Annotated in this window: 20 protein-coding genes; 3 read left to right on the top strand and 17 right to left on the bottom strand. The window is 34.7% G+C overall.

Features of this window, described 5'->3' with window-relative positions; translation table 11 throughout:
• The first annotated feature begins 40 nt into the window (after positions 1-40).
• Positions 41-1,699, top strand: coding sequence for an amidohydrolase (locus tag QSV08_RS10425; protein WP_324028314.1), 1,659 nt, complete (start codon positions 41-43; stop codon positions 1,697-1,699).
• A 57-nt stretch (positions 1,700-1,756) separates the two neighbouring features.
• Here the strand turns inward: QSV08_RS10425 and QSV08_RS10420 are convergent, their stop codons facing one another.
• Positions 1,757-2,344: a hypothetical protein gene (locus QSV08_RS10420; RefSeq protein WP_324028313.1), complete on the bottom strand. Its 588-nt coding sequence runs from the start codon at positions 2,342-2,344 to the stop codon at positions 1,757-1,759.
• A gap of 222 nt (positions 2,345-2,566) precedes the next feature.
• Between QSV08_RS10420 and QSV08_RS10415 the strand changes: the two genes are divergently transcribed.
• Both QSV08_RS10415 and QSV08_RS10410 read left to right on the top strand, forming a co-directional pair.
• A complete protein-coding gene (locus tag QSV08_RS10415) occupies positions 2,567-3,922 on the top strand; it encodes a DEAD/DEAH box helicase (RefSeq protein WP_324028312.1) in 1,356 nt (451 codons plus the stop codon).
• A 274-nt stretch (positions 3,923-4,196) separates the two neighbouring features.
• Entirely contained in the window at positions 4,197-4,454 is a 258-nt protein-coding gene (locus QSV08_RS10410; protein WP_324028311.1) for a hypothetical protein, read from the top strand.
• A 167-nt stretch (positions 4,455-4,621) separates the two neighbouring features.
• Here QSV08_RS10410 and QSV08_RS10405 read toward each other — a convergent pair whose 3' ends face one another.
• The 16 genes from QSV08_RS10405 to QSV08_RS10330 all read right to left on the bottom strand — a co-directional run bounded on the left by QSV08_RS10405 (position 4,622) and on the right by QSV08_RS10330 (position 25,625).
• Complete coding sequence (locus QSV08_RS10405) at positions 4,622-6,169, bottom strand: amidohydrolase family protein (protein WP_324028364.1); 1,548 nt, start codon at positions 6,167-6,169, stop codon at positions 4,622-4,624.
• A gap of 75 nt (positions 6,170-6,244) precedes the next feature.
• A complete protein-coding gene (locus QSV08_RS10400) occupies positions 6,245-8,764 on the bottom strand; it encodes a M14 metallopeptidase family protein (RefSeq protein WP_324028310.1) in 2,520 nt (839 codons plus the stop codon).
• Between the two features lie 113 nt (positions 8,765-8,877).
• The gene (locus QSV08_RS10395) at positions 8,878-10,098 is read right to left on the bottom strand and encodes a sensor histidine kinase (RefSeq protein ID WP_324028309.1); all 1,221 of its coding nucleotides are present in this window, start codon (positions 10,096-10,098) and stop codon (positions 8,878-8,880) included.
• Between the two features lie 313 nt (positions 10,099-10,411).
• Positions 10,412-13,771 carry a preprotein translocase subunit SecA gene (secA, locus tag QSV08_RS10390; protein WP_324028308.1) on the bottom strand — a complete coding sequence of 1,120 codons (3,360 nt, stop codon included), beginning with the start codon at positions 13,769-13,771 and terminating at the stop codon, positions 10,412-10,414.
• A gap of 216 nt (positions 13,772-13,987) precedes the next feature.
• Complete coding sequence (locus QSV08_RS10385) at positions 13,988-14,212, bottom strand: DUF2795 domain-containing protein (protein ID WP_027064442.1); 225 nt, start codon at positions 14,210-14,212, stop codon at positions 13,988-13,990.
• Between the two features lie 134 nt (positions 14,213-14,346).
• Positions 14,347-14,922 carry a cob(I)yrinic acid a,c-diamide adenosyltransferase gene (locus tag QSV08_RS10380; protein WP_324028307.1) on the bottom strand — a complete coding sequence of 192 codons (576 nt, stop codon included), beginning with the start codon at positions 14,920-14,922 and terminating at the stop codon, positions 14,347-14,349.
• A 79-nt stretch (positions 14,923-15,001) separates the two neighbouring features.
• A complete protein-coding gene (locus QSV08_RS10375) occupies positions 15,002-15,148 on the bottom strand; it encodes a hypothetical protein (RefSeq protein ID WP_299796073.1) in 147 nt (48 codons plus the stop codon).
• Between the two features lie 30 nt (positions 15,149-15,178).
• On the bottom strand, positions 15,179-15,673 hold the full coding sequence (locus QSV08_RS10370) for a hypothetical protein (RefSeq protein WP_324028306.1): 495 nt from the start codon (positions 15,671-15,673) through the stop codon (positions 15,179-15,181).
• A gap of 154 nt (positions 15,674-15,827) precedes the next feature.
• Complete coding sequence (locus QSV08_RS10365) at positions 15,828-16,088, bottom strand: hypothetical protein (protein WP_324028305.1); 261 nt, start codon at positions 16,086-16,088, stop codon at positions 15,828-15,830.
• A gap of 348 nt (positions 16,089-16,436) precedes the next feature.
• Entirely contained in the window at positions 16,437-16,697 is a 261-nt protein-coding gene (locus tag QSV08_RS10360) for a hypothetical protein (protein ID WP_324028304.1), read from the bottom strand.
• A gap of 453 nt (positions 16,698-17,150) precedes the next feature.
• The gene (locus tag QSV08_RS10355; protein ID WP_324028303.1) at positions 17,151-17,411 is read right to left on the bottom strand and encodes a hypothetical protein; all 261 of its coding nucleotides are present in this window, start codon (positions 17,409-17,411) and stop codon (positions 17,151-17,153) included.
• Between the two features lie 460 nt (positions 17,412-17,871).
• Complete coding sequence (locus QSV08_RS10350) at positions 17,872-18,132, bottom strand: hypothetical protein (protein ID WP_324028302.1); 261 nt, start codon at positions 18,130-18,132, stop codon at positions 17,872-17,874.
• Between the two features lie 384 nt (positions 18,133-18,516).
• Positions 18,517-18,777, bottom strand: a complete 261-nt coding sequence (locus tag QSV08_RS10345; RefSeq protein WP_324028302.1) for a hypothetical protein — start codon at positions 18,775-18,777, stop codon at positions 18,517-18,519.
• Positions 18,778-18,932: 155 nt separating this feature from the next.
• Entirely contained in the window at positions 18,933-20,804 is a 1,872-nt protein-coding gene (locus QSV08_RS10340; protein ID WP_324028301.1) for an ABC-F family ATP-binding cassette domain-containing protein, read from the bottom strand.
• Between the two features lie 16 nt (positions 20,805-20,820).
• Positions 20,821-22,002, bottom strand: coding sequence for a DUF4105 domain-containing protein (locus tag QSV08_RS10335; protein ID WP_324028300.1), 1,182 nt, complete (start codon positions 22,000-22,002; stop codon positions 20,821-20,823).
• 170 nt (positions 22,003-22,172) lie between these two features.
• Positions 22,173-25,625 carry a pyruvate carboxylase gene (locus QSV08_RS10330; protein WP_324028299.1) on the bottom strand — a complete coding sequence of 1,151 codons (3,453 nt, stop codon included), beginning with the start codon at positions 25,623-25,625 and terminating at the stop codon, positions 22,173-22,175.
• Between the last annotated feature and the right edge of the window lie 136 nt (positions 25,626-25,761).

Raw genomic sequence — 25,761 nt, 5'->3', positions numbered from 1 at the left:
ATGCTAACAATTGCATTTTTACTTTTCTACCTTTAATAGCATGAAAAAGCAACTATTCTTTTTATTGGTGACTACATTATTGGTATGCTCTTGTGGTGCTGAAAGTGTAAAAGCAGATTTGATAATTACCAATGCCAATATTTGGACAGGTAATACCAATTCTCCAAAAGCCGAGGCTATGGCTATAAAGGCAGATACTATTTTGGCTATTGGCTCTTTAGATGAAATTCAAAAGTTTAAAGGTTCAAGTACTGAGATTAAAGATGTAGGAGGAAAATTCATCACCCCAGGATTTATAGATACTCATGTGCATTTATTAATGGGAGGTAATAGTCTTTTAAGTGTACAATTAAGAGATGCTAGCACAAAGCAGGAATTTATTGATAGAATTTCTGGGTTTGCTAAAAAGATAAAATCTGGTCAGTGGATTGTTGAAGGAAATTGGGATCATACGCTTTGGGGAGGAGAGTTACCTAATAAAGACTGGATAGATGAATTTACTGGTGATAATCCTGTTGCTATTTACAGAATGGACGGTCACATGATTTTAGCCAATTCAGCAGCACTCAAAATTTCGGGTATTGATGAAAATAGTCCCGATGTAGAAAATGGGGAAATTGTTAAAAATCCTGATGGTACTCCCACTGGTATTCTTAAGAGTGAAGCTATGTATTTAGTTTTGAATAAAATACCAAAGCTTACTGATTCGGAAAAAGAAGAAGCCCTAAGTGCAGCCCAAGATTATTTAGTTTCTCAGGGTGTAACCACCGTACATGATGTAGATAGTTTAGGTGGTTACGAGATTTTAGATAAAATGAATTCTAATAAACAACTGAAGGTAAGAGTGTATGCTGCTGATCCTCTGAAGTATTGGAAAACAATTTCTAAGGATACAAAAGATTCAAAATGGTTGAAAAATGGACTCATGAAGGGTTTCGTAGATGGGTCTCTAGGGTCACATACGGCAGCTTTTGATGAACCGTATTCAGATAAGCAAGATGATAATGGTCTGTTTATTGTCGATGTAGATAGTTTAGGTAGCTGGATTTCTAATGCCGATAAAAAGCAATTGCAAATTACCGTTCATGCTATTGGTGATCGGGCAAACAGTACTATTCTAAACATATATGATAGTGTAGTTCAAAATAACGGTAAAAATGATCGACGATTAAGAATAGAACATGCGCAACATTTGAATGTAGAAGATATCAATAGATTTTCTAAACTAGATGTTATTACCAGTATGCAACCTTATCACGCAATTGATGATGGTAGATGGGCAGAAGAGCTTATCGGACATGAGCGAATTAAAACTACCTATGCCTTCAAATCAATATTAGATGCAAATACAACTTTAGTGTTTAGTAGTGATTGGCCTGTGGCACCTGCTTCTCCATTATATGGTATGTACGCAGCGGTTACCAGACGCACATTAGATGGAAAGAATAATGATGGTTGGGTTCCTGAGCAGAAAATTAATGTGGAACAAGCATTAGCTGCATATACAAAAGATGCTGCTTACAGCTCTTTTGATGAAGATGTAAAAGGAACATTAGAACCAGGCAAGTTGGCTGATTTTGTTATTTTGAGTGATAATGTACTTGAAGTAGAACCAACAACTTTAAAAGATGTGAAGGTCTTGGAGACCTATGTTGGTGGTAAAAAGATGTACGGCAATGATTTAGATGCTAATAGATAATACATAAAATGTACTGATATGAAAAGAACAAAAGCTGATTGATTTAAGGCTTCATGTCTATTCGCCTTGGGTAGGTTTACCCATATAAATATAATGTATATGATTTGTATTAGGATCAAGAAATCGATACAGCTGTGTTCGTATTGTTGGTATTTGAAAGTCTTTCTCATCATAAACCTCTAATAATAGTGATGCGTAATCTGAACGAGAAAATTCTTTTTTTTTGGCAGCAATTTCAGATGCTCGTTGATTAAAAGCAATGCTTTTTGGTTGCGCTTTATTTCTATAGCTTATTAATGGTACTGACTTCATAATATTTTTGAGTTCATAATTATAGCGCTTAGAATTTAGCGATAGCGAATCAACTAAAGCAAAATCACTAACTACTTCATAAGTACTATCATTACTTATTTTGGTTAAAAGGTTGACGTAACTTTGATAGCTGCCATCCGAAACTACTTTTTTAATAATAAGTTCTAGCTCAAAATCATCTAATACTTTTAGTAGTGCTGTATGGTATTCTGGATATTGTTTGGCAATGGCGTTATTAATTGCTTCATCGTATGTTTCATTAGTCTTTTGGGCAGAAATTTCATTTATAAATAAAAGGAATATCGATACGAATAGGAGGGTATTTGATTTCATTAGATAAGAATAATCTGTTCTATCTGAAATATAATAATTTATGTTGTATTCAATTAATAATTTTAAAGTAAACTATTTCAATATGTCCACTTAAAAGGAAATGCGCTTCATCCTTTTAAATTTAAAAGTCATTTTTGACTTAATTATCGATAAATCTCTCACTTTATGTGATTTGTCAACTAATCGACATAGCTTTGCGCTTTAATTACAAAAGTGATTGTTATGGCGTTGTTTACCGATTTGAAGATTTCTAGAAATTTAGAGAAAGCCTTGGCTGATTTAGGTTTCGAAAATACAACCCCAATTCAAGAGGAAGCTTTCCCTATTGTAATGAGTGGTAGCGACGTTGTTGGTATTGCTCAAACAGGTACAGGTAAAACATTTGCTTATCTGCTTCCTATTTTAAATACACTGAGTTTTTCTAAAGAAATTCATCCAAAGGTTATTATTCTAGTACCTACGCGTGAACTAGTTGTGCAAGTAGTGGCAGAGGCAGAAAAATTAGCTAAATATGCAGGCATTCGTGTTCTTGGTGTATTTGGTGGTAAAAGTATGTTGCGTCAAAAAGAGGCTCTAGCTTTAGGTACAGATGTTCTCGTAGCAACACCTGCAAGATTGTATGATTTAATTCTTACTAAAGCCGTACAATTGAAACAAGTAAAGAAACTTGTTATTGATGAGGTCGATGTAATGTTAGATTTAGGTTTTAGGTTTCAGCTCGTAAATATTTTTGAGCTTTTACCACAGAAGAGACAGAATATCATGTTTTCGGCCACGATGACCGATGATATTGAATTGTTTATAACTGATTTCTTTACCGGTGTTCAGAAAATTGCGATTGCCGTTAGTGGAACTCCACTAGAAAATATTACCCAATACGGGTATGCTACACCTAACTTTTATACGAAAGTAAATCTGTTGGTCAGTTTATTGCAAAACGAAGAAACGTACCACAAGGTACTAGTATTTGTTTCAAGCAAACGTAGTGCCGATTTACTCTTTAAAGAGTTAGCAGAATTTTTTAGTGAAGAAATATGTATTATTCACTCGAACAAAACACAGAACTATAGACTACGTTCCATTAATCAATTCGACGAGGGAAAGAATCGTATTTTAGTAACTACCGACGTTATGGCTCGTGGATTAGATTTACAAGAGATATCTCACGTTATAAATTTTGACACGCCTAAATTTCCAGAAAACTATATGCACCGAATCGGTAGAACGGGTAGGGCAGAGAAAGAAGGTACTTCTATTCTGTTATATACAGAGCAAGAAGAAGAGGCTAAAGATGCCATTGAAGATTTAATGTCACATAAAGTCAATTTATTACCATTACCTAATGATGTTAAAATTGCAACGCAACTTACTTTCGACGAGCAACCTAAACATAGAGAGCACGAGAATCCTTTAAATATTAATGAAGATGAACGTGGAGCTAGTTTTCACGATAAGTCTGATAAGAATAAAAAGGAAAACCAAGGTGGTTCGTATAAGCGTATCATTAAAAAGAAATACACGAAATCTAAAACTCGTGGCGATAAGAACTACGGTAAACGCGGTAGACACAAATTTTAAACTCACTTACTTCTTCATTTTGAGGCTTTGTTTTAGTAGCAAAGCGGTCTGATATTGCTCAGTTTTGAGCAATTAGTTACTTAGATTTAAATTTATATTACCGATAAAATGCACAGCAAGTCGGTGAGGTGTTTTTAGGTCAAAAACCGTTCGTCGACACTTTTTGTCGATTCATCTCAGATTTTTACACTAGCCGAAAATTATAGCAGTTTAGCGAGGTCAAGGTGCTTAATCGTAGACCTCAAAGTACTTTTACATTGTTCAACATTACGATATGAAAGCACTTGTAACCTTACTAATAATAATTTTCGCTGGCGCATTAGCAATAGCACAAACTCCCCAAACAGATGATAAAGTTAACGCTACTGAAGTGGGTATTGATTTGGTTGATAGCCATGACGATATTAGCAACGAGAAAACGATTACAATTACTGATGAAACGTCAATAGCACGTTTGTACAGATACGCAAATGCTAGAGTTAACAAAGAATTAGCGTTCGCTACCAAGAAGTCATACGGTAAGTTGGCATAATCTTTGCTCTATATACTACGGTGCAATTAAGCACTTTATAAATTTTCAACTATGATGTTACTTTCAATTATAATACCAGCACTTATTGTTATTGCAACTATTGCTTTTACTTCAAAAAACGAAAAAAAAGTACGTCCAATTAAAGTTCCGGTAAACAAACGTAAGTTTTAATTCTTTATACCAGGCTGCTTAATAGTGTAGTTACTTTTAGCTTTAGCCTCATCTACTTGTCTTTTGACATCTGCCAATAATGCTTTAGAATCATAAACGATTCCATCTTTAACGGTATATTTTACGCCGCCAACACGAACCACCTCGTTATCATCGGTCAGTTTTATAGCTCCTGTGCCATATAATACTTTGAAATTTTGAAGCGGATTTTCCTCTACAATGACAAAGTCTGCCAATTTGCCTATAGTTACCGAACCTAATTTGTCATCCAAACCTAATGCTTCAGCTCCGTTTAAGGTTGCAGATTGTATAATTTCTAACGGATGAAATCCTGCTTCACGCATAAGTTCTAGTTCTCGTATGTAAGCAAAGCCGTATAGTTGGAATATGAATCCGGAATCTGATCCTGTTGTTACTCTACCACCTCTATTTTTATATTCATTGATAAAGGTCATCCACAGTTTATAATTCTTTCTCCAGGCAACTTCTTGCTCTGTACCCCAATCATGCCAATAAGAACCGTGAGATACTTTACTAGGCTGATAGAATTCCCATAAAGAAGGCAATGTATAATCTTCATGCCACTCAGCTCTTCTAGCACGCTGTAGATCTCTACTAGCTTCATAAATATTGAAAGTAGGGTCTAAGGTGAAATCCAGCGCTAATAATTCATTCATAACATTATTCCAATGCTCAGAATATGGTTCTGCAGCTTGTTCCCATAATTTCCCAGCATTTTCAAAGCGATCTTGTTCATTTTGATAGTTATAGTCCAACGGAAAATCTTGTACGGTTCTGTCATTAAACAGCGCTTCAGGTAAACCGTACCAATGTTCCATTGATGTTAAACCTGCTCTGGCGGAATGTAAAACATTCCAACGGGCTACACTCATTTGTGCATGGTGGCAGGCAGAACCTAAACCTAACTTTTTATTTTCATCTAAAGCTGCTGCCATAATCGCAGGTTCGGCACCAAAGAATTTAATACCATCAGCTCCTTTTTTAGCGTTCGCGCGTACCCATTCTCTTGCCTGTTCTGCAGTAGAAATCGGAATATCGTTCAACGGATTGAATGATTTACTCGTTTGCCCGAAAGCAGTATATGAAATAATGCGCGGGGCGATGATTTCATTTTTCTCGCTTTTATGTTTTAAATCCATCGCAATGTCAATACCTCTTCCTGCAACTTCACGTACGGTAGTTACGCCGTGAGCCATCCAAAGTTTAAATACATAATCTGGGTCTGCACCTTGGGCATCTCCGCCAATATGGGTATGCATATCTATAAAACCAGGCATTAAATACATGCCGGTACAATCTAATTCTTTGCCACCTGCTTTTAATTGCGGTCTTTTAGCATCATCGATAGCGACACCTGGGTAGCCAACAACTTTTACTTCTTTTATGATGTTATTTTCAACTACGATATCTATCGGTCCTTGTGGTGGCGCACCGTTGCCGTTAATAAGCATAACGCCTCTAATGATCAATTGAGAATGTGGACCGTCGCCTTCTAACGATTGTGCAAATATGGGTGTTGTCATTAAAAAGACAAAAACCAATAGTACTAGTGCTTTTATTTTTATCATTTTGCTGTATTAATTATTAGTAAGCTTAGGTTAATCTTCAGATGGTATATTTATCTTATCCCCTAGAAAAAGTGCATTCAAAAACAATCTATTGGTTCCATACCATGATCCTCTAAAATTAGGGTTGTCTGCAAAAAGAACTACGCGACCACTGCCTAATTTACTAACAATAAGAGATGCTGAATTTAAGATGTTTTCTTGCATATTCTTTTCGGTAATAAAGCCATCTATATGTGGATTTTTAGAATATTTAGCAATTGTAGCATACGAGTTTTTACTAGGGGATAACCAAACCGAGTTGTTTTTATAAACAGGGATGTTGTTATCTCTATACCCATAGGCTAATGGGTGTGTAATATCTAGGTCAACATTTAAGATCACCCCACCAAGACTTTCTTTACCAATATTTTCGCGAGCATCTCCGTATGGTTTTCTTACAGCGAGTTCGGTTGAATCTTTTTCAGTTTTGGTAAGTTTTTCTTTTACTAACTTTTTCTCAATGGCCCATTTACTTGCTGTACCTATAGTTATAAGGGTATTACCTCTACTAGTCCAATCTTTAATTTTGGACAGTTGTTTTTCTGTAAGGTTATATTTTCCAGAAACCATAACCATTGTATTGTACTTGTCTAAACTGACCTTGTTGAAATTGCGCATTGGTATTTTAGTAATAGGCATATGAACACGAGTATCTAGCAAATGCCAAACTTCCCCAGCTTCATAAGAGCTTACACCATCTCCAATCAACATAACAGCTTTAGTTTTTTTAATTGGTGAAATATTGCCGCTTCCTAAATCGACACCTTCTAAACTAAGTCCAGAATCTACTGCATAAATAGGTACATCGAATTTTTCTTGCGCTTCTTTAATGCTTTTGTACACTGTAGCTGCATCTCCTTTTTGTAAGCTTACAGGAACTAATACAGCCCCATAATTGAAATTTTTGGTTTCCTTTTTAGTTTTTATGCTAAATAACTTTGCAGCTGAAGATGCAACAATACCTTTTTTCTGTAAATAGACAAGTGCGGCAGGTACATTGTAATCATCCCAGTCCATTACATAGGCGTAGTTTGATTTTTGAACGGGACTGATAGAAATTAAATTTTCTGTTTCGGTGATTTTGTCGCCAAGGTTAAGTGAGTTTACCGACTTATACTTCATATTATAAAAGTTGGCTACCGACCATGCAGAGGCATCATAATAGACACTATCTCTGTATTTTTCATAGGTTTCAAACATTGTTTGCACCATTCTGTACTGCGGCTGTTGTGTAGGTACAGTAAATGAGTCTCCAGAACGATAAACGTCTATCTTATGAAGCAATAACTTATCTATAAAAGCCTTTGTTCTGTTTTTGTCATGAACATCGCCAAAAGTATATCCCTTAACTTTACTTTTAGCAGCGTTGGTTAAGGCGCTCTTAAAGAATTTTTGCTGATACTTACGCATATATTCTTTGTTGTTAACTGCTGTTTTTACCGTTGTTATTCCAGAAACGTATTGGTTTCTGATTGTAAAAGCAAAAGTAATCTCCCCGAATGCAGTAGTTTGTCTATGACCCCTAGAACTGGCTTGCTCAAATAATAGCCCAAGACCACCTTGAAGATCTGGATATGAAGACCCATACCCAGGGTAGGTGCCGTCAAATACTTCTTTTGTAAAGTAAAGAGATCCAATACTATCTAAACTTTTAGAAAATTCGTTACCAAAGAGTGTATTCAAATCTTCGTAATTTTCTTTAGGCATTATTGGGTCAAACGATGCGTTAGTTTTCATTGGTTCAAAGAAATAGGTGCTTTGCGTACCCATTTCATGAAAATCTGTAACAACATTTGGGTACCAGTTATGGTACCAATTTAATTTACCTCTACTTTCTGGGTTTATTGCTAATAACCAATCTCGGTTTAGGTCAAACCAATAATGATTTGTTCTTCCCATTGGCCAGTACTCATTGTGTTCAACATCTTGTGGGTCTGCAACTTCGGGACTTCCCTGGTATGTGTTTGCCCATTGCGTATGTCTATCTCGCCCATCGGGGTTAATTGTTGGGTCTATAAATATGACAGCGTTTTTTAAATAATTTAATATTTCAGGATTTTCTGAAGCGGCAAATGTATAGGCTGTAAGTAATGCTGCCTCTGAACTAGAAGGTTCATTTCCATGAACATTGTAAGCTAGATTAATGAAGATTGGAACGTCATTATAATTGGAAACTGATTTTGTAGGATCAGTAAAAGCTAAATGGTCTTCTTGCAGTTGATCTAGGTTGCTTAGATTCTCTGGAGCGGTTACGGTTAACATTAATAGTTTACGCCCCTCATGCGTTCTGCCGTACTCTGCTATCGATGCTCTGTCAGAAACTTCGGCTAGTTTTTCTAGATAGGCCACAATAAGGTCATGTCTTGTATGGTGTTCACCTATACCGTAACCTAAGAATGCCTCGGGAGACGGTATTTCAGAATTGAAAGGTTGAAATTTTTGATAGAAATAATCTTGTGCTGAAATGGAACTCCCATAAAGGAATACCAATAGTAGTAATTTTTTGATCATCAAGCGAGGTTTGAATGTTAGTCGCTTAAATATAGGTATTACTATAAAGATTAGCTAGCATTACTATGCTTCCCTTTAATTATTACGGTAGTGATAAAAATTGATTATTGAATTTATATTGTTGGAGATAATTGTTGCTTTATTTCTTGAAACTGTATAATGTAGTTAGTTCCTTTTTTAGCATCATCACGTTGTATCGTTCCTCTTAACTGTCTTGTAAGATTATGTATTAATTTTAAACCTAAAGATTTTGTGGTTTTGTAATTAATAGTTTCTGGGAAGCCGATACCATTATCGCCAATCTCTAAGATATAGCAATTTTCTTGTTCCAAATCTTTCTGTAATTTGATACTTATTGCACCTTCTTTATCACTTTCAATACCATATTTTAAGGCATTGGTCAAAGTTTCATTGATTAAGAGGCCTAAAGGAATTGCGGTGTCTATACCTAATTTAATATCGGGAATATCAATGATTAGATCTACGTTATTATCATTTCCTTTTATGGAACGAATTAAATATTCGCCTAATTCTTGTACGTAAGATTTGTATTCAATGTGGCTTATGTCATTACGCATATATAGCATTTCATGTACCATAGCCATGGCGATTACTCTGTTCTGAGTACTCTTTAAAAGCCCTTTCATTGGTCCTGCTTCAATATTTCTAGATTGTAGGCTTAATAAACTAGAAACGGTCTGTAAATTGTTCTTGACTCTATGGTGTACCTCTTTTAATAGATTCTGTTTTTCATGTACTTGATTTGACAATTCTTTTTTGGAACTGTACATGGCATTATAGGTTTTTAGAAGGGTTTTGCCTAAGGTGTTTCCTAAAATAAATACTGCAAATAGTATCGATACAAGACTAAATACTGAACTTGATTCTTCTGGAACTAAATTTTCTGTAATACGTAATTCTGGTATGGACTGTGTAAAAACTAAAAGAATCAGTACCGTTATGATATTAAAATATACCCTACCGTATCTAGTACTATTTATGAATCCGCCAAATGCGATTAACGGAATCATGAATATGAACGGGCTATTAATTCCGCCACTATAAACGGTTACTGCTACAGCGGTAATTAAACCTATAATAGATGAAAAATTAAAAGTAGGTACTATGTTTTTATGAACTTTAAAATATAAAATATTTATAATATTCAATACTGCAAAGCCAACAAGTAAAAAAGGTATTACTTGGGTTATGTTCAATATAAAATAGCATAAAGCTCCAAAAAGGATGGAGATAATGCTAGTGGTATAATTTACCCTTAAAAAAAGTTTGGTTTTATCCTGAAGACGTTCTTTGTCAATGGTAAATCCGGGCATAGATATTATTTAGGTACTATAAAATATACGAATTACGTAATGTAAATCTAATTATGTTTTTATCATTATGCTAGTATTTTCTACTTTAGTATGATAAAAACCAGTATTATTTTTCTGAATTACATATTTTTTTAGCCTAAATAATGGTTAAAAATATTAAATCAATTGTTAATTGTGGTTTTCTCTGCATTATCATAAAATAGAATACTATTTTCATTCTTTTCTATGTCGTTTATTTATAGCTTGTTAGAAAGAGTAAACAAAAAAGGCACCCAATTGGATGCCTTTTTTAATACTAATACTATTATCTAATTTAATCTTGAGTCAACACCCATGAACCGTTTTGTAAAAGTGGCTCGGCTTGTTTGAACTTTACCGTTTTACTCTCACCGCTCATTACATTTTTGATAGTAACGCGTTCGTTACGACCAATTTTTGGTTGTTCTCTAGTGATGGTTTCAGTTACTGAAGGACGTTCAGCCTGATTTTGACTAACCGCTCTACTACGTGCCGCTAATTCATCACTATTAGGAATTTCCTCTTTTGACGTCTGTAAGTTTTCTTTAGGTTGAACGTTTCTCTCCTCTTGAATCGCATTAGGATTTTCTGAAGGTAGTTCTCCTTTAAATAAGAAAGAGACAACATCTTTATTTACTTGTTCGATCATCGACTTAAAAAGTTCAAATGCTTCGAACTTATAAATTAATAAAGGATCTTTTTGCTCGTGAACAGCTAACTGTACCGATTGCTTCAACTCATCCATTTTACGAAGATGTGTTTTCCACGAATCATCTATAATAGCCAATGAGATATTTTTCTCAAAATCGGTAACCAATTGCTTACCGTTACTGTCATATGCTTCTTGAAGGTTAGTTACTACATTCAAGCTTTTTATACCGTCAGTAAAAGGAACTACGATACGCTCAAAGTTATTGGCGTTATCTTCATGTACCTTTTTAATTACAGGGAAAGCTGCTGCAGCATTACGCTCCATCTTGTCATTATAATACTCGTAAGCTGCCTTATAAATTTTACCCGTAATTTCTTGAGCGGTCATTTTATCAAATTCAGCTTCATCTACAGGTGATGTGATAGAGAAGTATTTGATTAATTCAAATTCTAAATTCTTAAAATCACTTGCAGCTTTATTGCTTTCTACGATTACCTCACAGGTGTCATAAACCATATTGGCAATATCTAGCTTTAGACGCTCGCCTTGTAATGCATGACGTCTTCTTTTGTATACAACTTCACGTTGCGCGTTCATAACATCATCATACTCTAAAAGACGCTTACGTACACCGAAGTTATTTTCTTCAACTTTTTTCTGAGCACGTTCAATAGATTTGGTCATCATGCTATGCTGAATAACTTCACCATCTTCCAAGCCCATTTTATCCATCATCTTAGCAACCCTGTCAGAACCGAATAAACGCATTAGGTTATCTTCTAACGAAACATAGAATTGAGAGCTTCCTGGATCTCCTTGACGTCCAGAACGACCTCTTAACTGTCTATCTACACGACGAGAATCATGTCTTTCTGTACCTATAATTGCTAGTCCGCCTGCTTTCTTAACAGCATCAGACAACTTAATATCAGTACCACGACCAGCCATGTTGGTTGCTATAGTTACAATACCCGCATTACCAGCTTCAGCAACTACATCTGCTTCTTTCTTGTGAAGTTTCGCGTTCAGTACATTATGTGGCACTTTACGAACACTCAATAATTTAGATAGTAATTCTGATATTTCTACAGAGGTTGTACCTATCAATACAGGTCTGCCTGATTGACTTATTTTGGTGACTTCCTCAATAATTGCATTGTATTTTTCTCTTTTCGTTTTGTAGATAAGATCATTTTTATCTTCTCTAGCGATAGGTCTGTTGGTAGGGATTTCCATTACATCTAACTTGTAGATTTCCCAGAATTCGCCAGCTTCTGTAACAGCAGTACCCGTCATACCAGCAAGTTTACTGTACATTCTAAAGTAGTTCTGTAAAGTAACCGTTGCAAAAGTTTGAGTTAATGCTTCGATCTTTACATTCTCTTTTGCTTCAATTGCTTGGTGTAAACCGTCAGAGTATCTACGACCGTCCATAATACGACCGGTCTGCTCATCTACAATCATTACTTTATTCTCCATTACCACATATTCCGTATCCTTTTCGAATAGGGTGTAAGCCTTTAATAATTGGCTCATGGTATGTATACGTTCACTTTTAATAGTGAAATCTTTAAAAAGCTCTTCTTTAAGTTCAGCTTCTTTTTCAATTTCAAGATTTTGATTTTCAATCTTGGCAATTTCTCCACCAATATCTGGCATCACGAAGAAATCTTTATCCTGCTCACCCGAAATATAATTAACCCCTTTATCGGTCAATTCTATTTGGTTGTTCTTTTCATCGATTACAAACAACAAGTCTTCATCAACAACTGGCATTTCCCTGTTGTTGTCTTGCATGTAATAATTCTCTGTTTTCTGAAGTAATTGTTTTACTCCCTCTTCACTTAAGAATTTTATTAATGCTTTGTTTTTAGGTAAACCACGATATACACGTAGCAAAAGAAATCCACCTTCTTTAGTATCACCTTCTGCAATTAATTTTTTAGCTTCTGCTAATACACCAGTTAAATGCTGACGTTGCTTTCTTACAATTTCGTCAACCTTTGGTTTTAGTTCATTAAATTCATGACGATCACCTTCTGGTACCGGACCAGATATAATCAATGGCGTACGGGCATCATCGACCAAAACTGAATCGACCTCATCGACCATGGCGTAATTATGTGGGCGTTGTACCAAATCTTTTGGAGTATGCGCCATATTATCTCTCAGGTAATCGAATCCGAATTCATTATTAGTACCATAAGTAATATCGGCATTGTAGGCTGCTCTTCTACCATCAGAATTTGGTCTGTGGTAATCGATACAATCTACAGATAGGCCATGAAATTGAAATATAGGTGCCATCCAAGCACTATCTCTTTTTGCTAAGTAATCATTAACGGTTACTAAGTGAGCACCGTTACCACTTAAGGCATTTAAATATAAAGGAAGGGTAGCAACAAGGGTTTTACCTTCACCAGTATGCATCTCTGCAATTTTACCTTGGTGCATGGCAATACCACCAATAAGTTGTACATCGTAATGTACCATATCCCAAGTAACTTCTTTACCTGCGGCATCCCAAGAATTTTTCCAAATAGCATTGCTGCCTTCAAGAGTGACATATTCTTTCGAACCTGACAACGTTCTGTCATATTCAGAAGCTGTCACTTCTAAGGTTTCATTATTAGCAAAACGCTTTGCAGTTTCCTTTACTACAGCAAAAGCTTCAGGTAGTAATTTGTTCAAGGTCTCTTCAGAAATGGTATAAGATTCTTCTTTTAATCTATCTATTTCTGTGTAAAGATCTTCGTTTTTGTCAATGTCGGTAGAGTTTTTAACCTCTTCTTCTAAAGCACTTATTTGATCTGTTTTCTCTTTAATAGATTCTTGAATAGCCTTCTTGAACTCTATAGTTTTCTGCCTAAGTTCATCGTGACTTAGGGATTCTAACTTCGATTCGAATGACTTTATTTGGTCTACTAAAGGCTGTAATTCCTTTACATCTTTTTGTGACTTATCACCAACGAATGCCTTTAGGATGGAATTAATGAAACTCATATATTTTAAACTATTAGAATTGAAGCTTTTCTGACTATTATTCTAGTAAGAATAGCTTTCAAAATATTTTATATTCGACAATTATAATCGATGCTGTTTAAGAGCAAAAGGTATTCCAGTCTTGATAATTGGACAGTTTAACCTAATAACCTGCCAAAATTACATAAAAAAAAAGCCTCCGAAGAGACTTTTTAGTAGATATTATGATATCGAATATTAATATTCGTCCTCGTTCCAGAGGTAGTCTTCTTCCGTTGGATAGTCAGGCCAGATCTCTTCGATAGATTCATATATTTCGCCACCTTCTTCTTCCATAGATTGTAAATTTTCTACGACTTCAAGAGGGGCTCCAGTTCTGATGGAGTAATCTATTAACTCATCTTTACTTGCCGGCCAAGGTGCATCACTTAAATAAGATGCTAATTCTAATGTCCAATACATAGTAATTATTTAATTTTAATTTTTTGCAAAAGTAATTTTTAAATTGAGACAGCAAAGAAATTAATAATAAATTTCATGTTTATCTCGTACTTTTTTTGCATTTGTTTATTGATAACGAATAAATTACGGAATTATTAGTCCTTTTTTTTAGGAATCCATTTTATTTCATCCGCTTGTAAATCATAAGACAATTTTCGTGCCAATACAAAAAGATAATCTGAAAGCCTATTGATAAAAGATAGCACATTTTTATCAAATGGCTCGGTTTGAAATAGTAAAGTTGAAATTCTTTCGGCTCTTCTACAAACCGTACGGGCAATATGACAGTATGACACTGTTGTATGACCACCCGGAAGTATAAAATGAGTCATAGGTGGTAATTGACTATCCATTTCATCTATAACCTGCTCTAAAAAATTGATTTCAGTAGTACCTACCTTTGTTATTTTCAATCGCTCTTGACCGTTTTTGAGTATTTCTTTTTCTGGGTCCGTAGCTAAAATAGCGCCTACTGCAAATAAATGCTCTTGAATTGCTGTAAGTTGTTGCTGATAAATTGGGGAGATGTCTTGATCTCTAATCAGACCTAGCCAAGAATTCAATTCATCGACCGTACCATAGCTATCGATACGAATGTGATGTTTAGGTACACGAGTGCCTCCAAAAAGTCCGGTAGTGCCGTCATCTCCTGTTTTGGTATATATTTTCATTTTATAAATTATAGAAAGTCGGGGTGTAAATTATTTAATAATAGATAGTGAGAATTATTAAGATATAAACTCTGAACGGTTAATTCTCTTTCTTGTCTTTACGTTCGTAATCTCCCATGAATTTTCTTGATTTTCGATCGCTAGATTTACCTTTACTGGTAATGCGAATAGCTAAGTAAATAGCGAAAACAACACCTAGGGTAATATAAATAGTATTACTGCTCATTAAAAATTGCTTTAGTCTAAAATTACTGGTTTATATCCGTATTTTAAAATCTTCCTTTACTTGTTCTTTTCTGAAAAATAGGGCTCCGCAATAAAACATATCTATAGAAACACGAACGTGATTTGATTTTGTAAGATGTTTCCAGGTTTCCAGGTTTTTTCTATTGGTATGTATATTATCTAAGAATAGCATGCAATCATTAGATAAATTGCTGATATCTAAGTTAGTGTCGCTAAGGTCAGATATGTTACATACGATAAGGTCGGCACTATTTTCTGTGATTGAAATAATTGCGTAGTGTTGTTTTATAATTTCTTCGGATGTTTTAAAATCCCCTATTAGACGTATGGAATCGTATTTAAAATAGGCAATACTTTTAATAATCACCTTTAGGGTTGCCGGAAGCTTTAATTCTTTTTTTTGATAAAGGCACTTGGTAATATAATCATACACGAAAGGGGAATGAATTCCGTGCTGATTGTTAGAAGTAAGAAGAAATTTAATATGAGATATAAAACGAAACACTAGTTACTTTTTCAAATTTTGACAAAAGTAAAGATTGTCAATGAACTTGAGTTTGATTTTTGAATTTGAACTTGAGTTTGTATTTAAAAGTAGGTTTATGGTAAGAAATGGGGTAGGTATAAGATTGGGACGAAAAGGGTATTTATAAATGGGATTAAGAAAGTTTAGCGTTGTTCATTTTTGTAGAGAATTTTAAAGCCTTGATTACTCTGTTGTTTTTGTTCTTGTACAATCTTGCAACTTCGATTGTGTTTTCAGTTTCGATTGTTGGAACAACGATATCATTACTTTCAATTGTTTGAACCATCTCTACTTGTATAGTTTTGATCTCTAAAGAAACATTCTCGTTGTTAGCTTGCGCTTGAACTAAGAAAGTAGAGAAGAAAAGAGCGGTTAAAAGAATAATTGATTTCATAATATTTGTTTTACACTGCTAAAGTACAGGGATGAACAAACATATTTTGCCGCTCGTAGTTGGGCGTCATTTAACTATAGACGAATGGTAATTTAGGTTCGGTTATTAAATTCATAGAAGGTGAAACAGGAGAAATACCGAGGATTTAATAGTGTGCTTAATAACCGTGTGTATTGATGTTACCTACTTTATTATTTAAACAGCAGCTAACAATTGAACGAATGTATAATACTCGGTTGAGCGGATGTTTGAACTTGAACTTGAATTTGAACTTGTATTTAAAAGTAGGTAATGGTAAGAAATGGGGTAGGCGTAAGATTGGGGCGAAAAGGGTAATTTAAAATTGTATTAAGAAAGTTTAGCGTTATTTAATTTTGTAGAGAATTTTAAAGCCTTGATTACTCTGTTGTTTTTGTTCTTGTACAATCTTGCAACTTCGATTGTGTTTTTAGTTTCGATTGTTGGAACAACGATATCATTACTTTCAATTGTTTGAACCATCTCTATTTGTATAGTTTCGATCTCTAAAGAAACATTCTCGTTGTTAGCTTGCGCTTGTACTAAGAAAGTAGAGAAGAAAAGAGCGGTTAAAAGAATAATTGATTTCATAATATTTGTTTTACACTGCTAAAGTACAGGGATGAACAAACATATTTTGCCGCTCGTAGTTGGGCGTCATTTAACTATAGACGAATGGTAATTTAGGTTCGGTTATTAAATTCATAGAAGGTGAAACAGGAGACAGATCGAGAATTTAATGGGGTACTCAATTACCGTAGGTATTGGTGTTGACAGCTTTGTTTTTGTGATAAGCTAGCTATTGATAGAATATATGATATAAGGTTGAATTTGAATTTGATTTTTGAATTTGAACTTGTTTCTTGAACTTGTTTCTTGAACTTGAACTTGAACTTGAACTTGAACTTGAACTTGAGCTTGAACTTGAGCTTGAACTTGATTTTTGAACTTGATTTTTGAATTTGAACTTGAACTTAAAAAGTAGGTAATGGTAAGAAATGGGGTAGGCGTAAGATTGGGACGAAAAGGAAATTTAAAACGGTATTAAGAAAGTTTAGTGCTGTTTAGTTTTGTAGAGAATTTTAATGCTTTGATTACTCTGTTGTTTTTGTTCTTGTACAATCTTGCAACTTCGATTGTGTTTTTAGTTTCAATTGTTGGAACAACGATATCATTACTTTCAATTGTTTGAACCATCTCTACTTGTATAGTTTCGATCTCTAAAGAAACATTCTCGTTGTTAGCTTGCGCTTGAACTAGGAAAGTAGAGAAGAAAAGAGCGGTTAAAAGAATAATTGATTTCATAATATTTGTTTTACACTGCTAAAGTACAGGGATGAACAAACATATTTTGCCGCTCGTAGTTCGGCGTCAATTAACTATAGACGAATGGTAATTTAGGTTCGGTTATTAAATTCATAGAAGCTGAAATAGGAGAAAGATAGAGAATTTAAAAGTGTGCTTAATAACCGTAAGTATTAATGTTATCTAGTTTTTGTGTTATACCGAAGCTAACTATTGCAGCAAAGTACGATACATGGTTGAATGGTTATTTAGATTTGAGGGTGAGTTCGATTTAGTATTAAATTTTGAACCTGCATTTGACTCTTGAACTTGAACTTGAGTTTGAACTTGAACATGCTTTTTGAGCTTGAACTTGATTTTTGAATTTGAACTTGATTCTTGAATTTGAACTTAAAAGTAGGTAATGGTAAGAAATGGGGTAGGGGTAAGTTTGGGGCGAAAAGGATATTTATAAATAGTATTAAGAAAGTTTAGCGCTATTTAATTTTGTAGAGAATTTTAATGCTTTGATTACTCTGTTGTTTTTGTTTTTGTACAATCTTGCAACTTCGATTGTATTTTCAGTTTCGATTGTTGGATTAACGATATCATTACTTTCAATTGTTTGAACCATCTCTACTTGTATAGTTTCGATTTCTAAAGAAACATTCTCGTTGTTAGCTTGCGCTTGTACTAAGAAAGTAGAGAAGAAAAGAGCGGTTAAAAGAATAATTGATTTCATAATATTTGTTTTACACTGCTAAAGTACAGGGATGAACAAACATATTTTGCTGCTTGTAGTTGGGCGTCATTTAACTATAGACGAATGGTAATTTAGGTTCGGTTATTAAATTCATAGAAGGTGAAACAGGAGAAATACCGAGGATTTAATAGTGTGCTTAATAACCGTGTGTATTGATGTTATTTAGTTTTTGTTTTATACCGAAGCTAACTATTGCAGCAAAGTACGATACACGGTTGAATGGTTATTTAGATTTGAGGGTGAGTTCGATTTAGTATTAAATTTTGAACTTGAACTTGATTTTTGAACTTGTATTTAAAAGTAGGTAATGGTAAGAAATGGAGTAGGTATAAGATTGGGACGAAAAGAATATTTGAAGTTGTATTAAGAAAGTTTAGCGCTATTTAATTTTGTAGAGAATTTTAAAGCCTTAATTACTCTGTTGTTTTTGTTCTTGTACAATCTTGCAACTTCGATTGTATTTTCAGTTTCGATTGTTGGATTAACGATATCATTACTTTCAATTGTTTGAACCATCTCTACTTGTATAGTTTCGATCTCTAAAGAAACATTCTCGTTGTTAGCTTGCGCTTGTACTAAGAAAGTAGAGAAGAAAAGAGCGGTTAAAAGAATAATTGATTTCATAATATTTGTTTTACACTGCTAAAGTACAGGGATGAACAAACATATTTTGCCGCTCGTAGTTGGGCAGCATTTAACTATAGACGAATGGTAAAAATCATTCGTCTACGGTTAATGTAGTTGTAAAATGTATTCGGAAATTAAGGTGTTAGTGGAGTCTAGCCCTCCATTAATGCTGAAAGCTCAAACCAACGTTCGGTCTTACTTTCAATAGTATCGGTTACTTCTTTAAGTTCTATACCTAGGTCTTTAATAGCATCACCACTTAAAGATCCATCAGTAAACTTTTCTTGTAGCGTAACCTTCTTTTTTTCTAATTTTTGAATTTCGCGCTCTAGTTTTTTAAACTCCTGTTGATCTGCATAAGATATTTTCGGTGAAGCATCTGGTTCTTTCCAACTAGTTTTAGGGGCGCTTTGAATTTCTTTCTGTTCGCGTTTCTCTAATACTTGACTGTCTTCGTATGCTCTGTAATCTGAGTAGTTACCTGGAAAATCTTCTACAACTGCATCACCTCTAAATACAAACAGGTGATCTACAATCTTATCCATAAAGTAACGGTCGTGAGAAACTACCATTAAACATCCTTGAAAATCCATTAAAAAGCTTTCCAATACATTTAGCGTTACAATATCTAAATCGTTGGTAGGCTCATCTAATATTAAGAAATTTGGATTCTGAATTAATATAGTACATAAGTATAGTCGCTTACGCTCACCACCACTTAGTTTATCAACGAAATCGTATTGCTTTTTTCTGTCGAAAAGAAAACGTTCTAATAACTGCTGTGCTGAAATCTGTCTGCCTTTCATTAAAGGAATGTAGTCTCCGAACTCACGAATCACATCAATTACTTTTTGACCAGGTTTTATGTCAATTCCTTTTTGCGTGTAGTAGCCGAATTTAATTGTTTCACCTACAATTACTTTACCGCTATCTGGTTGGTCGCGACCACTTAATATATTTAGAAAAGTAGATTTACCCGTTCCGTTTTTACCAATGATACCAATACGCTCTCCTTTTTGAAAAACATATTCGAATTTGTCTAGAATAGGTTTGTCAGGGAAGGATTTCGATATTTTATGAAGCTCAAGAATTTTACTGCCCACACGTTCCATATTCAATTCTAATTGAACTTGGTGATCTTTTCTACGCTGACTTGCCTTGTCTTTGATTACTGCAAAGTCATCTATTCTCGATTTAGATTTTGTGGTACGGGCTTTTGGTTGCCTACGCATCCAATCCAACTCTTTTTTAAATAGTAATTCTGTCTTATGCTGCTCTGTGGCTTCCTGCTCTATACGGGCTTCTTTCTTTTCTAAGTAGTAAGAATAGTTTCCTTTATACGGATAAAGCTTTCCGTTTTCTAACTCAATAATTTCATTACATACACGCTCTAAAAAGTAACGGTCGTGCGTTACCATAAATAAGGTCATGTTTTCTTTGGCGAAGAATTCTTCTAACCATTCGATCATTTCTAAATCTAAATGGTTGGTCGGCTCATCTAATACTAAAAGATCTGGTTTGTTAATTAGCGCATTGGCAAGTGCCAAACGTTTCTTTTGTCCACCAGAGAGTTTGCCAACTTTAGCATCTAAATCTTCTAGTTTTAGCTTCGAAAGAATCTGTTTGTATTGGGTTTCAAAATCCCAAGCTTCAAAACGATCCATCGCATCAAATGCTTTTTGGTAAGCATCTGCATCTTCAGGGTTTAATAATGCCTTTTCGTAATTGGCCAATACGGTCAATACTTCATTGTCTGAAGCGAAAATAGTTTCTTCTACAGTTAAGTTCGGATCCATTACCGGCTCTTGATCTAAAAAGGAAACGCGTGTAGATTTACGGTAGTTCACCTGGCCAGAATCGGGAGTGTCAGCTCCTGACAATATATTAAGTATAGAAGTTTTTCCTGTACCGTTTTTAGCGATTAAAGCAATTTTTTGGTCTTTATTGATCCCAAAAGATAGGTTTTCAAAAAGAACATTTTCGCCATAGGATTTCGAAATATTTTCAACGGTAAGTAGATTCATGTAAAGTAACTTGATTTTATTTTTTAGTTAAATATGTACTCTTAAAATAATAGATGAGATATAAATAACGGATAGCTAGTGCTAATAATACGATGATTAGTAATATGGAAAACACTTGAATTTTGAACATCCAAAGTATACAAGTGATACCTAATAATATGGTTAAAAATATGATGTAAGTGATCATCCATGACGGAATCTGCTTTTTTATCATCATAAATGCGATTACTATATTCGGGGCAAATGCCCATAGCGAATTAAAGTTTGCCTTGGTGGCCAAATGGTCTGTACCAACCCAAAGGAATAAAATTAGAACACCTGCTAACCCCGTAACTGCGAACAGCCCGAAGTCTAACCATTTATTTCTTCGCAGGTTTTTATAATCGGTATAGGTAATGTAGCAAACTAGAACTAGCAGAATACTAAGCCAAAATAAAGGAGTTAAAAATATTAAAGAGCGATATTCTTGTTCAGGAATATCCAATAGTATCGACTCACTTTTAACTATCGGCTTACCATTTAATGTGGTATGTTTCATTTGTTCATACACATAAATAGGTAAGAACAAATGTTCGTATGGCGTTGCCTCTCTATCAATTACAGAACCTAATGCAAGGTCAATGCCGAAATTAGACCATGAATTCGGATTCAATTTCAAACGTATCAACTCCCGAAATGTCAATTGATTTTCTAAGTAATTGTAATCAAATTTAAATGTACTCCCTAAAGTTTTTTCAAATACCAGAGGTATTCTCGTAGCACAATTATCAAATAAGAAATCGTATTTATATTTCTTGTTTTTAGGCAGTAAGTTGTGCTCTAGAAAAGTGACAATCTGGTTGCGTTGTTCTAAGTCAAGATCTAAAACTTGCTCTCTAATCCAGCGTTTTTCTTGTTGGTATGAGTAATCGAAATACTTAAAAGGAATTCTAGAGATGGTGTACGATAACTTACCTCTTGTGAAATTTAAATAGAAATTAGGGTCTTCAAAATCATATGTACCGTAACCGTAAACTTCGTCGATGCCTAAAGTTGGGTCTTGTATTCGTATCGCACTATGTCCGAATTTGGCTGCTAAATCTTCACCAGTGCCTACGGTCAATAAACTGATTTTTGATAATGGAGATAGTTGTGCATTTTGAGAATGTCCCCAAAATGCAGTAAAAAGTAGAATTAAAAAAGTGATTTTTCTGAACATACTTTTACTAGCGCATAGCAGCTGCAAAGATGCGAATAATAACAGACTTCACAGATATTGGTTTTTTATAATTTTATGGAGATTAACTATTTATTTAAAGTACTCTTTTACAGAAACATAAAAGCCACCTCTAGAGGTGGCTTTTTAAATACTTATTAAGATTTTAATTGCTATTCAATAGTAACAATTAAATCGTCTTGTTTTACCATGCTGCCTTCTTTTAAGCTGACAGAAGTAACCGTACCAGCTTTAAAAGAAGTTACGGTAGTCTCCATTTTCATAGCTTCAATTACAAATAAAGGATCGTTCTCTTTTATGGTTTGACCTTTTTTGACCAATACCTTGTATAAAGAGCCTTGTAGCGGAGCTCCAATTTGGTTCGGGTTCTCTGAATCTATCTTTTCATTCGATTCGATCTTAAGATTTAAAGAAGTATCTAGAACATCAACAAATCTATTCTCTCCGTTTACTTGAAAGAATACCGTTCGCATGCCTTGTTCATTAGGTATACCAACAGAAAGCAGTCTTACGATTACCGTTTTACCCGGTTCTAATTCAATTAAGGTTTCTTCACGAAGTTTCATTCCGTAGAAGAAATGCTTTGTTTGTACCAGCGCTAAATTGCCATATAGCTTATAGTTTTCATGGGCTTTTTCAAACACTTTTGGGTATAAGGTGTATGAAAGAAAATCTTCCATTTCAATAGCACGGGTAAAGCCTTTTTGAAACTTCTTTTTAAAGGCTTTAAATTCTTTGTCAAAATCAGTTGGTGCTAAATGTGCATTTGGTCTGTTCGTGTATGGTTTTTTGTTCTTAAGAATAATTTTTTGAAGTTTCTTAGGGAATCCGCCAACTGGCTGACCTAAATCTCCCATAAAGAAACTTATTACAGAATCTGGGAAAGATATTTCCTCACCACGTGTCATTACATCTTCAGTAGTTAAATCATTAGTTACCATGAAAATTGCCATGTCACCAACCACTTTTGAACTCGGTGTTACCTTAATAAGGTTACCAAAGAGTTTATTTACCTCGGCATACATCGTTTTTACTTCTTCAAATCTGTCACCTAAACCTAAAGCAGTTGCTTGTGGTCGCAAATTCGAATACTGTCCGCCAGGTATTTCATGTGAATACACCTCTGCTGTTCCCGCTTTTAATCCCGATTCAAAAGGATAGTACAATTCTCTTGTATCTTCCCAGAAGTTAGAAAATTGATTCAGTTTCGGCATATCGAACTCATGTGCTCGTGGCTGACCTTTCATCATCTCTACTACAGAGTTGAAGTTCGGCTGAGAAGTTAATCCAGATAATCCGCCTAAAGCGACATCAACAACATCAACCCCAGCTTCAATTGCTTTCATGTATGTTGTGGTCTGTAAAGATGAGGTGTCATGCGTATGTAAATGTATCGGCAGCTTTACCGTGTCTTTTAACGCTAAAACCAATTCAGTAGCGGCATATGGTTTCAATAGACCTGCCATATCTTTTATGGCTATCATATGCGCACCTGCGTTTTCTAAATCTTTCGCAAGCTGTGTATAGTATTTTAGGGTGTATTTGGTTTCGTTGACATCTAATATATCGCCAGTATAACTTAAGGCTGCTTCGGCAATACCGCCAGTTTTATTACGTACATAATTAATACTTGGTTCCATCGCTTTTACCCAGTTCAACGAATCGAAAATTCTAAAAATATCGACGCCGTTTTCCCAAGATTTTTCAACGAACTTTTCAATTAAATTATCAGGGTAAGCTTTGTACCCAACCCCGTTAGAACCACGAAGTAGCATTTGAAATAATATGTTCGGCACTGCTTTACGTAATTCGCGTAAACGTGTCCATGGACTCTCATGTAAGAAACGCATACAAACATCGAAGGTTGCGCCACCCCAAACTTCCATACTAAAGGTATTTGGGTGATTCTTTGCATAACTTTCTGCAACACGTAACATATCATACGTACGCATTCTTGTTGCTAATAATGATTGGTGCGCATCGCGCATGGTAGTATCTGTAAAATGAATTTTCTTTTCATCCATCAACCATGCACAAAATTTCTCGGGACCCATTTCGGTCAGCATATCTTTTGTTCCTTTCGGATGTGCTTCTAGCGGATTGAATTTTGGAACTTTCGGATTTCTGAAAACTTTATTCTGATCAATATACTTGACATCAGAATTTCCGTTTACAATTACTTCTGCCAAAAAATTCACCACTTTCGATGTTCTATCTTGTGGTAATTTTATTTTGAATAGGGCAGGAGTATTCTGAATGAAATTAACAGTTACCTTACCATCTTTAAAAGTAGGATGCTGAATTACATTCTGAAGAAAATGAATATTTGTTTTAACCCCTCTAATTCTAAATTCTTTTAATGCACGTACCATTTTACGAGTAGCGCCATCTAAGGTTCTACCGTGAGACGATACTTTTACCAACATCGAATCAAAAAACGGACTCACTTGATACCCTTGGTAAATACTACCGGCATCTAAACGAATTCCCATACCAGAGGCACTTCTATATGTAGTTACCGTACCATAATCGGGCGTAAAATTATTGCTTGGATCCTCTGTGGTTAAACGACATTGTAATGCAAAACCATAAGTGGCAATGGTTTCTTGACCGTATATTTTGATTTGCTGACTGTCTAACTTATAATTTCCTGCGACGAATATTTGAGTTTTAACCAAGTCAATGCCAGTAACCATTTCGGTAACGGTATGCTCTACTTGTATTCTGGGGTTTACTTCAATAAAGTAAATATTATCATTTGGGTCAACCAAAAATTCTACCGTACCAATATTGTTGTAGTTAACCTCTTTGGCAATATTTACGGCGTATTTATATAGGTTTTGTTTTACCTCTTCACTTACATTATGCGAAGGTGCAATTTCTACCACTTTTTGGTGGCGACGTTGCACAGAACAATCGCGCTCATGTAAATGGCGAATATTACCGTGATTATCGGCAACTATTTGAACTTCTATATGTTTAGGATTTTCGACATACTTTTCTAGAAACATGGTGTCATCGCCAAAAGCGTTTAGCGCTTCGTTTCTGGCAGAATCAAAATTCATTTCTAAATCTTCATCTTTTCTAATAATACGCATACCACGCCCACCACCACCAGAAGCAGCTTTTAACATTAGCGGATAACCAATTGTCGCAGCTTCAGATAAAGCCACTTTAAGATTGGTCAATTGCTTTTTGTTGCTTTCTATAATGGGTACATTACATTTTACGGCAACTTTTTTGGCGGTAATTTTATCACCAAGAGCATCCATAACTTTTGGATCCGGACCTATGAAAATTATGTCGTTTGCAGCACATTGTCTTGCAAATTCTGAGTTTTCAGAAAGAAATCCGTAACCTGGGTGAATGGCATCTACATTTTTAGCCTTTGCCAAAGCTATAATTTGCGGAATGTCTAAGTAAGGTTTTAAAGGCTGATTGTCTTCGCCAATTTGGTAAGATTCATCGGCTTTATTTCGATGTTGCGAATAACGGTCTTCATAGGTGTAAATGGCAACTGTTTTAATATTTAGCTCAGAACAGGCGCGCAATACACGAATTGCAATTTCACTTCTGTTGGCTACTAAAACCTTTTTAATCTTCATTTTTGGGCAGTGTATTTAATGGTTAGCGTTTATATATATTTGTTATAAAACTTTATTTTTTCTCTGAAATTGTTACAAAGGCTATAATTTAATTCTAAAATAGCAACTAAACAATACTATGCATGCATAATATTTT

Origin of the sequence: Maribacter sp. BPC-D8, from assembly GCF_035207705.1 — a bacterium.
Classification (GTDB): domain Bacteria; phylum Bacteroidota; class Bacteroidia; order Flavobacteriales; family Flavobacteriaceae; genus Maribacter.
This window is presented reverse-complemented; position numbering and strand designations above follow the sequence as displayed.